Raw genomic sequence first — 12,113 nt, 5'->3', positions numbered from 1 at the left:
CGTGACCGACACCGATCGCACCCCCGCGGCGGCCTCCGGCGAGAAGCAGCCCTTCGACCTGGGCACCGGTCCCGGCCGGGTACTGGTCTGGTTCTACGGGGTCTTCACCGTCGCGGCGGCGTCCCGCGCGATCGTCCAGATGATCCTGGACTTCGGCAAGGCACCGCTCGCCTATGTGCTGTCGGCCGTCGCCGCTGTCGTGTACGGCTTCATCACCTACTCGCTGGTGCGCGGCGGCGAGAGGGCACGCCGGTCGGCGCTGGTGTGCTGCGCCGCCGAGCTCCTGGGCGTACTGGTGGTGGGGACCTGGACGGTGGTGGAGCCCTCGGCGTTCGCGGACGCCACCGTCTGGTCCGACTTCGGCACGGGGTATCTCTTCATCCCGGTGATCCTGCCGATCACCGGGATGATGTGGCTGCGCCGGGCAAGGACCGCGTAGGCACGCACGCCGACCTGGCGAGCGGCGCGCCGTCGGCGGTGTTCGCACGCCGACCGGGGCGAGCCGCGCTTCGCCTGCGGAAGCCGCACGGACCGCACACGGACACCGCGCGAGCACCGCACGAGCGGAGCGATGAGCGCGCGGTCGGTCCGGTCCTAGGCGCTGGTCACATAGGCGGGTGCGGTCGCGTCCTTCTCCAGCAGGATCATCCGGACGCCGTCCTCACCCGTCTCGTTGCCCACGGCGGCGTAACCGGCCCGCTGGTAGAGCCGCAGATTGCTCTCGCTGCGATGCCCGGTGTGCAGCCGGAAGCGGGTGGCCGACCGCTCGTCGGCGAGCCCCGACTCGGCGGCCCGCAGCAGCCGGGCGCCGAGCCCGTGCCCCTGGAGCCGCGGATGGACGCAGAGCCTGCTGATCTGCCCGGCGCCGTCCCGGTCGGTGGATCCGCGGACGGAACCTACGACTTCGTCTCCCAGCCGGGCCACGAACACCAGTTGGGTGGCGATCTCCGCGCGCACCGAGTCGAGGGTCTGGACGAGCGGGTCGATCCGGTAGTTCCCGTACAGCTCCGCCTCGCTCTGGAAGGAGAGGTACTGAAGTTTCAAGATCTGTTCGGCGTCCTGCGCTGTCGCCGCCGAGATGATCACACTCATGCCCATGTGCGCATGCCTCCGCCCACCTGATCCACCGGTTGTCTAACGCTCCTTTCCCCGCAGTTCGGGAGCTACAACCTCCGCCGCGAGCATTCTGCGCAGACATCCAAGGCATCGGGAACGGACCGGACCCAAACTCCCCTGTGACATACCCAACTTCCCTGCGATTTCCCGGTAGGTGGGGTCACCGGGCGCGAGCATCGCCGCCAGCAGCCGGGGGCACCGGCCGGGCAGCCGGTCCACTGCGGCGTGCAGTGCGCGGCGTTCGTCGGCGCCGACGGTGATCCGCTCGGGGCAGCCGGCCGGATCCGCCGCGGTCTCGTCACGGTAGGGGCGTTCGTGCCGCGCGGTGCGGCGGGCCCGGCGGGCCTCGGCCCGTACGGCACCCCGCACCCAGCGCGCCGCGTCCACGGGCGGTCCGTCCTGGGCGAGCCGCTCCAGCAGCCGCAGCCAGACGGCCTGTTCGAGATCGGCGGGCTCGACGGCCGCGCCCGTCGCCGAGCCGGCGGCCTCGGCCGTCGCCTCGGCACGCACCAGCGGATACAGGGCACGGACGACGGTCGCGGAGGCGGCGGCCCCCGCGGGGGCCTGATCGAGAAGCGTCATGCCCCCGCCGACGCGCCGTTGCCGGCGGCCGGTTGCCGCGCCGGGTGAGCACCACCCGACCGGGGCACGCCCCGGCCGGGTGCTGACGCCGGTGTCACTGCGCGGCGAAGTCCTCCGCCGCGAGAAGTGCGGTGTCCGGGTTGTCAGAGAAGATCCCGTCGATTCCTGTCGCGAAGTACGCCTGGAACGCTCCGAACGCGTCACCGTATGCGGTGGGGTCCGCGCCGCGGCGGAAGTCGGCCGGCAGGAAGGTGTTCTCGTTGCGCATGGTGTACGGGTGCAGGACCAGGCCCTGCGCGTGCGCGTCCTTGACCAGGGTGGTCGGTGCCGTGAGCCGGCCCGAGGCGTCCTTGGGAATGATCAGGTCCAGGGTGGGTCCGATGCCCTGGGCGAAGGACGCCATCCACCTCAGGCCCTCGGGCTTCACCAGATCGGCGACGGTACGCGGATCGCCGGACGTCACGAAGTCCCAGGGCCGCTCGCCCGCGCCGGAGAGCAGGACGACGCGCGGGGTGGCGACGAGTCGGGCCAGGCGCTGGATGCTTCCGGGCTCGAAGGACTGGAGGATGAGCGGCGACTGCTCGCGGTGGCGGCCGTAGCGGCGCAGCAGCTTGGCGAGCGGCTCTTCGAGTCCGAGGCCGAGGCCGCGGAAGTAGGTGGGGTGCTTGGTCTCGACGTAAAGCCAGACCGGCTTTCCGCGCCTGCGTCCCTCGCGGTCGGCCCAGCGCAGTACCTCCTCGAAGGTGGGGATCTCCCAGCGGCCGTCGTAGAGCGTGTTCTTCTGACGGGTGCCCGGGATGCGCTCCGTGGCCCGCAGGGTCTTCAGCTCGGCGAGGGTGAAGTCCTCGGTGAACCAGCCGGTGAGCGCGACCCCGTCGACCTTCTTCGTGGTCCTGCGGCCCGCGAACTCGGGGTGGGCGGAGACATCGGTGGTGGCGGTGATGTCGTTCTCGTGCCGGCAGACAAGATGGCCGTCCTTGGTCGGCACCAGGTCCTGCTCGATGATGTGCGCGCCCATGTCGAGGGCCAGCTCGTAGGAGCCGAGGGTGTGCTCGGGCCGGTAGCCGCTGGTGCCGCGGTGCCCGATGACGGTGGGCACCGGCAGGTCGAGGCGGAAGCCGCGGCCGCCGGACTGTGCGGAGGCCCGGTCGGCGGCAGTGGCCGGGTCGCCGGCCAGTCCGACGGCTGCCGTGCCCAGGACGGCGGCTCCCGCTCCCAGCAGGGTCCTGCGGCCGGGCCCCGCCTGCGCGCGCTCTGTCATGACTGCTCCTCGCGTGTGATGTCTCGCACCTGTCGGGCGCGGCCCGAGCGTAGGGAGTCGTACCGTCTGAGGAGCAGCGCCTGGACGAACATGGCGGAAACTCACGTCAACACCACGTATCCGAACGATGAACCCGATGTGCGCATCGCGGGTACCCGCGAGTATCGTCCTCACCTGCATGGACCGTCACCATCCGCGCCCCGGCCGGCCCGGCCACAACACCGGAGGAACCGTTGTCCCGACACGCACTCATCAAGGCAGTGCTCGGACCGATCTTGCGCCTGATGTTCCGCCCCCAGGTGGACGGTGTGGAGAACATTCCCGGGGACGGTCCGGTGATCCTCGCGGGCAACCATCTGACGTTCATCGACTCGATGATCATGCCGCTCTGCTGCGACCGGCCGGTGTTCTACATCGGCAAGGACGAGTACGTGACGGGCAAGGGGCTCAAGGGCCGGGCGATGGCCTGGTTCTTCACGGGCTGCGGCATGATTCCGGTGGACCGGGACGGCGGCCGCGGTGGTGTCGCGGCGCTCATGACGGGACGTCGGGTCCTGGAGGAGGGCCATGCGTTCGCGATCTACCCGGAGGGCACCCGCTCCCCCGACGGCCGTCTCTACCGGGGTCGTACGGGCATTGCGCGGCTGACCCTGATGACGGGTGCGCCGGTGGTGCCGTTCGCGATGATCGGTACGGACAAGCTGCAGCCCGGTGGCACCGGTCTGCCCCGCCCGGGCAAGGTGACGGTCCGTTTCGGGGCGCCGATGGAGTTCTCCCGCTACGAGGGCATGGACCGCGACCGCTATGTGCTGCGGGCGGTGACCGATTCCGTGATGGCCGAAGTGATGCGGTTGTCCGGTCAGGAGTACGTCGACATGTATGCGACGAAGGCCAAGGCCGCGTGAGCTGACGCGCCGCGCGGGACTCGCGGAAGGGCTCGTGCACCGGTCGGTGGTACGGGCCCTTCCGCATGAGCCGGGCCACCCGGTGCGGCCCGGGTGCGGCGGCTACTGGTGCACGACGCCTTCCTCCAGCTTCTGGCCGCGCAGCAGGAACCAGGCGGCGACGGCCGTCGCCATCAGGACGGCAGCGCCGGCCCCCGCGGCGAACCGCAGCCCTTCGACGAACGACTCCTGTGCCGCGGAGAGCAGCGCGCTCGCCTGCTGCGCCGGAAGGCCGTGGGCCGCCTCGACGGCGCCGCCCAGCGATTCGTGGGCCGCGGCGGCGTTCGCGGCCGGGACTCCCGCCGGGGTGGTGAAGTCCTGGTAGACGCCGGTGACGAGGGAGCCGAGCAGGGCGATGCCGAGGGCCGCGCCGAGTTCGTAGGCCGTCTCGGAGACCGCGCCCGCGGCGCCCGCCTGCTCCTTCGGGACGCTGGAGAGAATCACGTCGGCGGTGACGGTGAAGGCGAAGCCCGCCCCGACGCCGACGATCAGCAGCACCGCGCCGATCAGCGGATAGGCGGTCTCCTTGTGGATCAGGGCGACCACGGCGAGCGCCAGCCCGATGGCCCCGAGCCCGCCGGAGACCACCGACCTCACCGAGTGGCGCCGGGCCGCCACACCGGCGACCAGGCCCGCGGCGACCGCGCCGACGGCCGCGGGCAGTTCGGCGAGCCCGGCTTCCAGCGGCCCGCGTCCCTGTACCAGTTGCAGGAACTGGGAGAGGAAGAAGACGAGCCCGGAGAGGCCGAGGATGGTCAGCAGATCCGCGAGGACCGCGCCCGAGAAGCCCCGGTGGTGGAAGAGCCGCATGTCCAGCAGGGGCGCGGGAAGCGTGAGCTGTCTGCGGACGAACCAGCACAGCGCGGCCAGGCCACCGAGGCCCGCGACGGCGACTTCCCAGGTCGCGCCGTGCGCCGCCAGCTCCTTGACGGCATAGACGACTCCGATCATGCCGATGAAGGAGAGCACCACGCTGCTCAGGTCCCAGGGCCCCGGCGCCGGGTTCTTCGACTCCGGGATCATCCTGATGCCGACGACCACGAGTACGGCCATGACCGGCAGGTTGATCAGGAAGACCGAGCCCCACCAGAAGTGCTCCAGGAGGAATCCGCCGACGACGGGGCCGACGGCCGCACCCGCGGAGGCCATGGCTCCCCAGATGCCGATCGCGAGGCTGCGCTCGCGCGGATCCTGGAAGAGGTTGCGGATGAGGGCGAGCGTGGACGGCATCAGGGTGGCGCCCGCGACACCGAGCAGTGCCCGGGCCAGGATCATCGTCTCGGGCGTGCTCGCGTACGCGTTGAGCACGGAGACGGCGCCGAAGGCGGTCGCGCCGATCAGCAGCAGCTTCTTGCGGCCGATGCGGTCGCCGAGGCTGCCCATGGAGACGAGCAGCCCCGCGATGACGAAGGAGTAGACGTCGCCGATCCAGAGGAGCTGGGTGCCGGACGGCTTGAGGTCCTCGGTGAGGAAGGGGGTGGCGAGGCCGAGGACCGTGGCGTCCACGGCCACGAGCAGCACGGCGAGGACGAGGACGGCCAGCGCGATCCACCGCCCGGGCCTGCGCAGTTCCTGGGGGCTCGCGGTGTGCAGGTCGAGGGTGCTCATCGCTCCACGCTCCGGCGTGCGCCGCCGAGCAGCAGCTCGACGATCATGTACGGGAAGTCCTGACCGGCGACCCGGCCCACCTGGACGGCCCAGGCGCCGGTGGAGATGAGCCCGTAGAGGGCCTCGGTCAGCCAGGCGGGAGTGAGGTCGATCCGGAACTCGCCGCGTTCCTGGCCGCGGCGGAAGAAGGCGGCGACCCGGGCGTCGAGCCGGTCCCAGCCCTCGTTCACCTCGTCGCCCTCGAAGAGCTGGTTCTCGGTGACGAGGAAGGAGAGCAGTCCGGCGCTCGGTTCGACGGCCGCGACGAATCGGCGCAGCGCCTCCTCGCTGCTCCCCTCGTCGAGCGCGGCAGCGTCCAGGGCTGCTCCGAACTCCTGGATCCCCAGATTCTCCAGCGCCTTGACCAGGGCGTCGCGTCCGGCGAAGTGGCGGTGCAGGGTGGCGCGGCCGATGCCTGCGGCTTTGGCGACCTCGTCCATGGTGGCGGTCGATTTACGGGTCAGCAGGTCGGCGGCGCTGCGCAGCACCCGCTCACGATCAAGACTCATGAGACAACGATAACTCATATGAGACATGAACGTCTCATCCCGAGGCGTCGCTCCGCCGGAGCGGAGAGAGGACCATGTCCGCATGAAGCCGCTGCTGCTGATCGACATCGACGGCCCGCTGAATCCGTACGCGGCCCTGGTGCGGCTCCGGATCCCGGACGGCTACGCGCTGCATCTGATGCGGCCGGCGGGATGGGACTACGGGACTCCGCTGCCCGTCCTGCTCAACCCGGAACACGGCCGGTCGCTGCTGGCTCTCGCCGGCCGATACGAACTGGTCTGGGCGACGACGTGGAGGGACGAGGCCAACGAGTGGATCGCTCCGCGGCTCGGACTGCCTCCACTGCCGTACGTCGACTGGCCGTCGATGCACGGCGACGCGCCTGAGGGCACGTACTGGAAGACGCGGTTCATCGTGGAGTACGCAGCAGGCCGGCCGTTCGCGTGGGTCGACGACGAGATCACCGGGCAGGACCGGGAGTGGGTCCGGGACCACGGGGCGCCCGAGGCGCTGTTGCTGTGGATCGACCCGGGGACCGGACTGCTGCCGGCCGATTTCGAGCGGCTCGCCGCGTGGGCGGCCGGCCGCCGGGGCGAGGGGCGCTGAACGCCCACCCCACCCGGCGGGTCCGCCGTACGCCCGCCCCGCGCGGCTGACACCGGACCGGCCGGGCGAGCGGGGCCGTTGCGGGTTCTGAGGGCCGGGTCAGCTCCACGGCAGGGCGGCGCGGTGCCGCCAGTACGCCTCCGGCTCCTCCACGAGCGAGTCGAGCCGGTCACGCCGCTCCTCGTCGAGGTCGACGAGGGGTGCGTGCAGGTTTCCGGCAAGCTGGTCGACGGTCGCCGCACCGGACAGGACCACGCCCACCCACGGCTGGTGCAGCACGAACGCCAGGGCGACCGCGTCGCTGCCCAGACCGGACTCGGCGGCGATCTCCCGGACCACTGCGGGGGCCTCCGTCCCGGCGAGCCGGCCGTTGGCCATGGCTTCCTTGACGATCACCGTGAGTCCCGCCGCGTGGGCCTCGGCGAGCGCCGCCGCGGCCGAGGTCTCCAGGGCGTTGTAGGTGGCCTGGACCGTACGGAAGAGCGGCTTCCCGTCGACCTCGACGGTCAGGGCGGCCCGGATGGCCTCGGCCTGGTCCGGCCCGCTCGTGGAGAGGCCGACGCTGACGCCTTCCGCGGCGAGCGCGGCGAGCCGTGCGTGCAGTTCCTTGTCGGTGAGGGCCGGACTGTCCGCCGTGACCGAGTGGATCTGGTACAGGTCGAGCCGGTCGCCGAGCAGCGCGTCCGTCTCCGCCCGCTGGCGTTCGAACGTGGCGAGACCGTGGTCCTTGACCTCGTGCGTCTCGGCTTCGACGTTCCAGTCGGCGGTGTAGGTGTAGCCCCACTTGCTGCCGATGACGACGTCGCGCGCGTCCGGGCGCGCCGTGAGCCATTCGGCCAGGAACTCCTCCGAACGGCCGTAGGAGCGCGCCGCGTCGAAGTAGCGAACGCCCTGCGCGTAGGCGGCGTCCAGCAGCTCGTGGGTCCGCGCGCGCAGCGCTTCGACTCCGCGGTCGCCCGGCAGGTCGCGGTCGCGGTGGAGGTTGATGTAGCCGGGCCTGCCGACCGCTGCCAGACCGAGCCCGATGTGGGCGGTCGCGGTCGTCGCTGTGGCCAGCCGGGCGAATGGCATCGTGGGCTCCTCGTCGATCGGGTGCGCTCCCCCGTCGACGTCAACGTAACCCAGCCGAAAGGAACCGGGCGGCGGGGAGCGAACTGCCGCTCCCCGCCCCGGATCCGACTTCGGCTCCGCCGGTACCCCGTCGTCAGTTCTTCGCGGTGGCCCACTGCTGCTGGACGGCGAGGTCGGCCTTGAACTCGGTGAGCTGGACGGCCACGGCGGACGGGGCGGTCCCGCCGCGTCCGCTGCGGGACGCGAGGGCGCCGGGCACGTTGAGGACCGTGCGGACCTCGGGGGTCAGGTGCGCGGAGATCTTCGCGAACTGCTCGTCGGTCAGCTCGTCGAGTTCGATGCCCTGCTGCTCGCACTCCTTGACGCACCCGCCCGCGACCTCGTGCGCGACACGGAACGGAACGCCCTGCTTGACCAGCCACTCGGCGATGTCGGTGGCGAGCGAGAAGCCGGCCGGGGCCAGCTCCTCCATACGCGCGCGGTTGACGGTGAGCGTGGCCATCATGCCGGTGAGGGCGGGCAGCAGGACTTCGAGCTGGTCGCAGGAGTCGAAGACCGGCTCCTTGTCCTCCTGGAGGTCGCGGTTGTACGCGAGCGGGAGCGCCTTCAGCGTGGCCATCAGGCCCGTCAGGTTGCCGATCAGACGGCCGGACTTGCCGCGGGCCAGCTCGGCGATGTCGGGGTTCTTCTTCTGCGGCATGATCGAGGAGCCGGTGGAGAAGGCGTCGTGCAGGGTGACGAAGGAGAACTCCTTCGTGTTCCAGATGATGACCTCCTCCGCGATCCGGGAGAGGTTCACCCCGATCATCGCGGTGATGAACGCGAACTCGGCGACGAAGTCGCGGGAGGCCGTGCCGTCGATCGAGTTGGCGACGGAACCGTGCTCGAAGCCCAGGTCCGCGGCGACCGCCTCCGGGTCCAGCCCGAGGGACGAACCGGCGAGCGCGCCGGAGCCGTACGGCGAGACGGCGGTCCGCTCGTCCCACTGGCGCAGCCGCTCGGCGTCCCGGGAGAGGGCCTGCGCGTGGGCCAGGACGTGGTGGGCGAAGAGCACCGGCTGGGCGTGCTGCAGATGCGTACGGCCGGGCATCGCGACGTCCGGGTGCGCCTCGGCGAGGCCGACCAGGGCGTCCTGGAAGTCGGCGATCAGACCGCCGATGATGCGGGCGTGGTCGCGCAGGTACATCCGGAAGAGCGTGGCGATCTGGTCGTTGCGGGACCGGCCGGCCCGCAGCTTGCCACCGAGGTCGGGGCCGAGGCGCTCCAGCAGGCCGCGCTCCAGCGCGGTGTGGACGTCCTCGTCGGCGACGGTGCCGGTGAACGAACCGTCGGCCACATCGGCCTCCAGTTGGTCCAGGCCGGAGATCATGCGGTTCAGCTCGTCCTCGGTGAGCAGGCCCGCCTTGTTCAGCACACGCGCGTGGGCGCGGGAGCCGGCGATGTCGTACGGCGCGAGCCGCCAGTCGAAGTGGACGGACGCGGACAGCTTGGCCAGCGCCTCGGCCGGACCGTCGGCGAAGCGGGCGCCCCAGAGGCGTACGTCGCTCTTGCCGTTGCCGTTGCTCACTGCGTGCTCCTCGGAAGGACAGGGGATGGATGTGCGACCGCCTCCCCGCGCGGAAGGGTCCGGGGAGGCGGTGAGGTGACTACGGGGCTCAGGGCAGGTCGCGCTTGGCGGCGATCTTCGACGAGAGGCCGAAGATCTCGATGAAGCCCTGCGCCCTGGACTGGTCGAACGTGTCGCCCGAGTCGTAGGTGGCCAGGTTGAAGTCGTAGAGCGACTGCTCGGACCTTCGGCCGGTGACGACGGCCCGGCCCGCGTGCAGGGTCATGCGGATGTCACCGGTGACGTGCCGGTTGGCCTCGTCGATGAAGCCGTCCAGGGCGCGCTTGAGCGGCGAGAACCACAGGCCGTCGTAGACCAGTTCGCCCCAGCGCTGCTCGACCTGCCGCTTGTAGCGGGCCAGCTCGCGCTCGACGGTGACGTTCTCCAGCTCCTGGTGGGCGGTGATCAGTGCGATCGCGCCCGGGGCCTCGTACACCTCGCGGGACTTGATGCCGACCAGGCGGTCCTCGACCAGGTCGATCCGGCCGATGCCCTGGGCGCCGGCCCGCTGGTTGAGCTGCTGGATCGCCTGGAGGACGGTGACGGGCCTGCCGTCGACAGCCACCGGCACGCCTTCCTCGAACGAGATGACGACCTCATCGGCCTCGCGCGGGACGGCGGGGTTCTGGGTGTACTCGTAGATGTCCTCGATCGGGGCGTTCCAGATGTCCTCCAGGAAGCCCGTCTCGACGGCACGCCCGAAGACGTTCTGGTCGATGGAGTACGGGGACTTCTTGGTGGTCGCGATCGGGAGGTGCTTCTCCTCGCAGAAGGCGATCGCCCTGTCCCGGGTCATCGCGTAGTCGCGGACCGGAGCGATGCACTTCAGGTCGGGGCCGAGCGCGGAGATACCGGCCTCGAAGCGGACCTGGTCATTGCCCTTTCCGGTGCAGCCGTGGGCGACGACACCGGCGCCGTGCTTGCGGGCGGCGGCGACGAGGTGCTTGACGATGGCCGGCCGGGAGAGGGCCGAGACCAGTGGATAGCGGTCCATGTAGAGGGCGTTGGACTTGATCGCCGGAAGGCAGTACTCCTCGGCGAACTCGTCCCTGGCGTCCGCGACCTCGGCCTCGACGGCACCGCAGGCGAGCGCGCGCTTGCGGATGACGTCCAGGTCCTCGCCGCCCTGGCCGACGTCCACGGCCACGGCGATGACCTCAGCGCCCGTCTCCTCGGCGATCCAGCCGATGGCGACGGAGGTGTCCAGGCCGCCCGAATAGGCGAGTACGACGCGCTCGGTCATGGGTGTCTCCTCAGGTACAACCACTGATAGGTATAACTATGCAGTCCTCTGTATGTTCTGTCAAAAGTGCGGACGGGTGGCGCGTCACGACAGCCACCCTCCGACGAAGCGGGCCGGGCGCACACGCGACGGGGCCGTACGCCACCGCCACCCGGCCCGCTCGGCGGAGCCGGGGCTGCCGCTCGTGGGGTGAGATCGAGCCGTATGCGCCGGATGTGGAGGTGACACCGCGCAGCACGGTCTAACGTCCGGGGCATGCGCAGATCTCTGGTGATCGGTTCGGTACTGCTCGCGGCGGCGGGATCGGTCGCGGCCGTGCCCGCCACAGCGCAGACGCTCCCGGCCCGGATGGCGGACACCGGCGGTGGGACTCAGCTGATCACGGCGGAGGCCCCGGCCAAGGGCTCCACCACCGGCACCGTGACCTGGTGGAACCTCCGCCGGGGCGTCTGGGTGAAGGGCGGGTCCGCACCGGCCCGGTTCGGCGCGAAGGGCCTGGCCGAGGGCGCCTCGCGCAAGCAGGGCACCGACACGACACCCACCGGCCTGTACGACCTGCCGTTCGCCTTCGGGATCAAGGCGGCCCCGCCCGGCACCAGTCATCCGTACCGCCGCGTCAACAGCCGGTCGTGGTGGTGCGAGGACACCGGGGCGCGGGCCTACAACCGCTGGGTCGAGCCGCGGCCGGCGGACTGCCGGGCGAGCGAGTCGGAGCGCCTCGCCTCGTATCCGACGCAGTACGCCCGTGCGCTCGTCATCGGCTTCAACTACGAGCGGCCGGTGCGGGGACGGGGCGCAGGGATCTTCCTCCATGTCAACGGGCGTGGCGCGACAGCCGGTTGTGTGTCGGTACCGACTGCGGCGATGGACCGGATCCTCGACTGGGTGGATCCGGTCCGCGGTCCGCACATCGCGATCGGCACCCGTACCGGCCCGACCGCGATCACGCGCTACTGAACGGCTCACGCACCCGACGGGCGCGGCGTCCGTTCAGCGCCCGTTCTGGGCCAGGCGCAGCAGGTGCTCGGCGAGCGCCTGGCCGCCCGCCGGGTCACGACTGATCAGCATCAGTGTGTCGTCACCCGCGATGGTGCCGAGGATGTCGTGCAGTTCGGCCTGGTCGATGGCCGAGGCGAGGAACTGTGCCGCCCCCGGAGGCGTACGCACCACCACGAGGTTGGCCGAGGCCTCCGCCGAGATGAGCAGTTCGGCGGAGAGGCGCCGCATCCGCTCCTCCTTCACGGACTCGCCCAGCGGTGCCTGCGGGGTACGGAAGCCGCCCTCGCTCGGGACCGCGTAGATCAGCTCGCCTCCGGTGTTGCGGATCTTCACCGCGCCCAGCTCGTCCAGATCGCGGGAGAGCGTCGCCTGGGTGACGCTCAGCCCGTCGTCGGCGAGGAGCTTGGCCAGCTGGCTCTGCGAGCGCACCGGCTGCCGGTTCAGGATGTCCACGATCCGGCGGTGGCGCGCGGTGCGGGTCTGCGGCACGGACGGCCCGCCGTGCTCGGTCTCCTGCGCCTCGGTCAT

The 12,113-nt window shown here is 71.1% G+C and carries 13 protein-coding genes; 4 read left to right on the top strand and 9 right to left on the bottom strand.

Annotation, left to right across the window (positions count from 1 at the left end; genetic code table 11):
- Position 1: 1 nt before the first annotated feature.
- Positions 2 to 439: a hypothetical protein gene (locus ACFVUT_RS04655; protein WP_389647127.1), complete on the top strand. Its 438-nt coding sequence runs from the start codon at positions 2 to 4 to the stop codon at positions 437 to 439.
- 155 nt (positions 440 to 594) lie between these two features.
- Here the strand turns inward: ACFVUT_RS04655 and ACFVUT_RS04650 are convergent, their stop codons facing one another.
- From ACFVUT_RS04650 to ACFVUT_RS04640, 3 genes are all read right to left on the bottom strand, one after another.
- Entirely contained in the window at positions 595 to 1,098 is a 504-nt protein-coding gene (locus ACFVUT_RS04650; RefSeq protein ID WP_389647124.1) for a GNAT family N-acetyltransferase, read from the bottom strand.
- Between the two features lie 36 nt (positions 1,099 to 1,134).
- Complete coding sequence (locus ACFVUT_RS04645; RefSeq protein WP_389647121.1) at positions 1,135 to 1,698, bottom strand: sigma-70 family RNA polymerase sigma factor; 564 nt, start codon at positions 1,696 to 1,698, stop codon at positions 1,135 to 1,137.
- Positions 1,699 to 1,792: 94 nt separating this feature from the next.
- Positions 1,793 to 2,959, bottom strand: coding sequence for a glycerophosphodiester phosphodiesterase (locus ACFVUT_RS04640; protein WP_389647118.1), 1,167 nt, complete (start codon positions 2,957 to 2,959; stop codon positions 1,793 to 1,795).
- A 233-nt stretch (positions 2,960 to 3,192) separates the two neighbouring features.
- On the opposite strand from ACFVUT_RS04640, the gene ACFVUT_RS04635 reads away from it, so the two are divergent.
- On the top strand, positions 3,193 to 3,864 hold the full coding sequence (locus ACFVUT_RS04635) for a lysophospholipid acyltransferase family protein (RefSeq protein WP_389647115.1): 672 nt from the start codon (positions 3,193 to 3,195) through the stop codon (positions 3,862 to 3,864).
- Between the two features lie 102 nt (positions 3,865 to 3,966).
- Here ACFVUT_RS04635 and ACFVUT_RS04630 read toward each other — a convergent pair whose 3' ends face one another.
- Both ACFVUT_RS04630 and ACFVUT_RS04625 read right to left on the bottom strand, forming a co-directional pair.
- Positions 3,967 to 5,511, bottom strand: coding sequence for an MFS transporter (locus tag ACFVUT_RS04630; RefSeq protein ID WP_389647113.1), 1,545 nt, complete (start codon positions 5,509 to 5,511; stop codon positions 3,967 to 3,969).
- Complete coding sequence (locus tag ACFVUT_RS04625) at positions 5,508 to 6,059, bottom strand: TetR/AcrR family transcriptional regulator (RefSeq protein WP_389647110.1); 552 nt, start codon at positions 6,057 to 6,059, stop codon at positions 5,508 to 5,510. The genes ACFVUT_RS04630 and ACFVUT_RS04625 overlap by 4 nt, the downstream gene beginning before the upstream one ends.
- An 82-nt stretch (positions 6,060 to 6,141) precedes the next feature.
- Here ACFVUT_RS04625 and ACFVUT_RS04620 point away from each other — a divergent pair, with 82 nt between their 5' ends.
- Positions 6,142 to 6,666: a hypothetical protein gene (locus ACFVUT_RS04620; protein ID WP_389647107.1), complete on the top strand. Its 525-nt coding sequence runs from the start codon at positions 6,142 to 6,144 to the stop codon at positions 6,664 to 6,666.
- A gap of 99 nt (positions 6,667 to 6,765) precedes the next feature.
- Here the strand turns inward: ACFVUT_RS04620 and ACFVUT_RS04615 are convergent, their stop codons facing one another.
- From ACFVUT_RS04615 to ACFVUT_RS04605, 3 genes are all read right to left on the bottom strand, one after another.
- Complete coding sequence (locus ACFVUT_RS04615; protein ID WP_389647104.1) at positions 6,766 to 7,737, bottom strand: aldo/keto reductase; 972 nt, start codon at positions 7,735 to 7,737, stop codon at positions 6,766 to 6,768.
- A gap of 133 nt (positions 7,738 to 7,870) precedes the next feature.
- Positions 7,871 to 9,304 (bottom strand): argininosuccinate lyase, encoded by a 1,434-nt coding sequence (gene argH / locus ACFVUT_RS04610; RefSeq protein ID WP_389647101.1) that lies wholly within the window; start codon positions 9,302 to 9,304, stop codon positions 7,871 to 7,873.
- 88 nt (positions 9,305 to 9,392) lie between these two features.
- On the bottom strand, positions 9,393 to 10,586 hold the full coding sequence (locus ACFVUT_RS04605) for an argininosuccinate synthase (protein WP_389647098.1): 1,194 nt from the start codon (positions 10,584 to 10,586) through the stop codon (positions 9,393 to 9,395).
- A 255-nt stretch (positions 10,587 to 10,841) separates the two neighbouring features.
- Between ACFVUT_RS04605 and ACFVUT_RS04600 the strand changes: the two genes are divergently transcribed.
- Positions 10,842 to 11,543 carry a L,D-transpeptidase gene (locus ACFVUT_RS04600; RefSeq protein ID WP_389647095.1) on the top strand — a complete coding sequence of 234 codons (702 nt, stop codon included), beginning with the start codon at positions 10,842 to 10,844 and terminating at the stop codon, positions 11,541 to 11,543.
- Between the two features lie 33 nt (positions 11,544 to 11,576).
- Here ACFVUT_RS04600 and ACFVUT_RS04595 read toward each other — a convergent pair whose 3' ends face one another.
- The gene (locus ACFVUT_RS04595) at positions 11,577 to 12,113 is read right to left on the bottom strand and encodes an arginine repressor (protein ID WP_389647092.1); all 537 of its coding nucleotides are present in this window, start codon (positions 12,111 to 12,113) and stop codon (positions 11,577 to 11,579) included.

Source organism: Streptomyces sp. NPDC058051 (assembly GCF_042885475.1).
Lineage (GTDB): Bacteria > Actinomycetota > Actinomycetes > Streptomycetales > Streptomycetaceae > Streptomyces.
This window is presented reverse-complemented; position numbering and strand designations above follow the sequence as displayed.

Coding starts and splice junctions, on each gene's coding strand:
- ACFVUT_RS04620 (WP_389647107.1), top strand. CDS start 6,142: ATGAAGCCGCTGCTGCTGATCGACATCGACGGCCCGCTGAATCCGTAC.
- ACFVUT_RS04615 (WP_389647104.1), bottom strand. CDS start 7,737: ATGCCATTCGCCCGGCTGGCCACAGCGACGACCGCGACCGCCCACATC.
- ACFVUT_RS04625 (WP_389647110.1), bottom strand. CDS start 6,059: ATGAGTCTTGATCGTGAGCGGGTGCTGCGCAGCGCCGCCGACCTGCTG.
- ACFVUT_RS04630 (WP_389647113.1), bottom strand. CDS start 5,511: ATGAGCACCCTCGACCTGCACACCGCGAGCCCCCAGGAACTGCGCAGG.
- ACFVUT_RS04650 (WP_389647124.1), bottom strand. CDS start 1,098: ATGGGCATGAGTGTGATCATCTCGGCGGCGACAGCGCAGGACGCCGAA.
- ACFVUT_RS04640 (WP_389647118.1), bottom strand. CDS start 2,959: ATGACAGAGCGCGCGCAGGCGGGGCCCGGCCGCAGGACCCTGCTGGGA.
- ACFVUT_RS04595 (WP_389647092.1), bottom strand. CDS start 12,113: ATGACCGAGGCGCAGGAGACCGAGCACGGCGGGCCGTCCGTGCCGCAG.
- ACFVUT_RS04645 (WP_389647121.1), bottom strand. CDS start 1,698: ATGACGCTTCTCGATCAGGCCCCCGCGGGGGCCGCCGCCTCCGCGACC.
- ACFVUT_RS04605 (WP_389647098.1), bottom strand. CDS start 10,586: ATGACCGAGCGCGTCGTACTCGCCTATTCGGGCGGCCTGGACACCTCC.
- ACFVUT_RS04600 (WP_389647095.1), top strand. CDS start 10,842: ATGCGCAGATCTCTGGTGATCGGTTCGGTACTGCTCGCGGCGGCGGGA.